The 551-nt window shown below is 41.7% G+C and carries 1 protein-coding gene; it reads left to right on the top strand.

Annotated features, from left to right (window positions below; all coding sequences use genetic code 11):
* Nucleotides 1–551: Rib/alpha-like domain-containing protein (locus M1R56_RS10030; RefSeq protein WP_248036039.1), on the top strand; the 551-nt coding region annotated here is incomplete at both ends.

Here is a 551-nt window from a genome sequence, read left to right as displayed (position 1 = left end):
CCAAAAGCTCAAACTGTAGATAAAGGAACTGAACCAAAAGCAGAAGATTCAATCGGTAACTTGAAAGATCTTCCTAAAGGCACAACCGTAGCCTTCAAGGATCCAGTAGACACAACTACTCCGGGTGAAAAACCTGCGACAGCAGTTGTAACATACCCAGATGGATCTAAGGATGAAGTACCAGTTAAAGTAACTGTAAAAGATCCAGAGAAGACATCTGACGCAGACAACAACACTCCAACAGCGAAAGATCAAACTGTTAAACCAGGAGATAAACCATCTGCTAAAGATTCAATCGGTAATGTCGGAGATCTTCCTAAGGGCACAACAGTAGAGTTCAAGACACCAGTAGACACAACTACACCAGGTGATAAAGGAACTACAGTCGTTGTAACATACCCAGATGGTTCTAAGGATGAAGTACCAGTTAAAGTAACTGTAAAAGATCCAGAGAAGACATCTGACGCAGACAACAACACTCCAACAGCGAAAGATCAAACTGTTAAACCAGGAGATAAACCATCTGCTAAAGATTCAATCGGTAATGTCGG

Origin of the sequence: Streptococcus sp. oral taxon 431 (genome assembly GCF_023115445.1) — a bacterium.
Taxonomy (GTDB): Bacteria; Bacillota; Bacilli; order Lactobacillales; family Streptococcaceae; genus Streptococcus.
The sequence above is the reverse complement of the archived record's forward strand: the minus strand, read 5'-3'. Positions and strand labels throughout refer to the sequence as shown.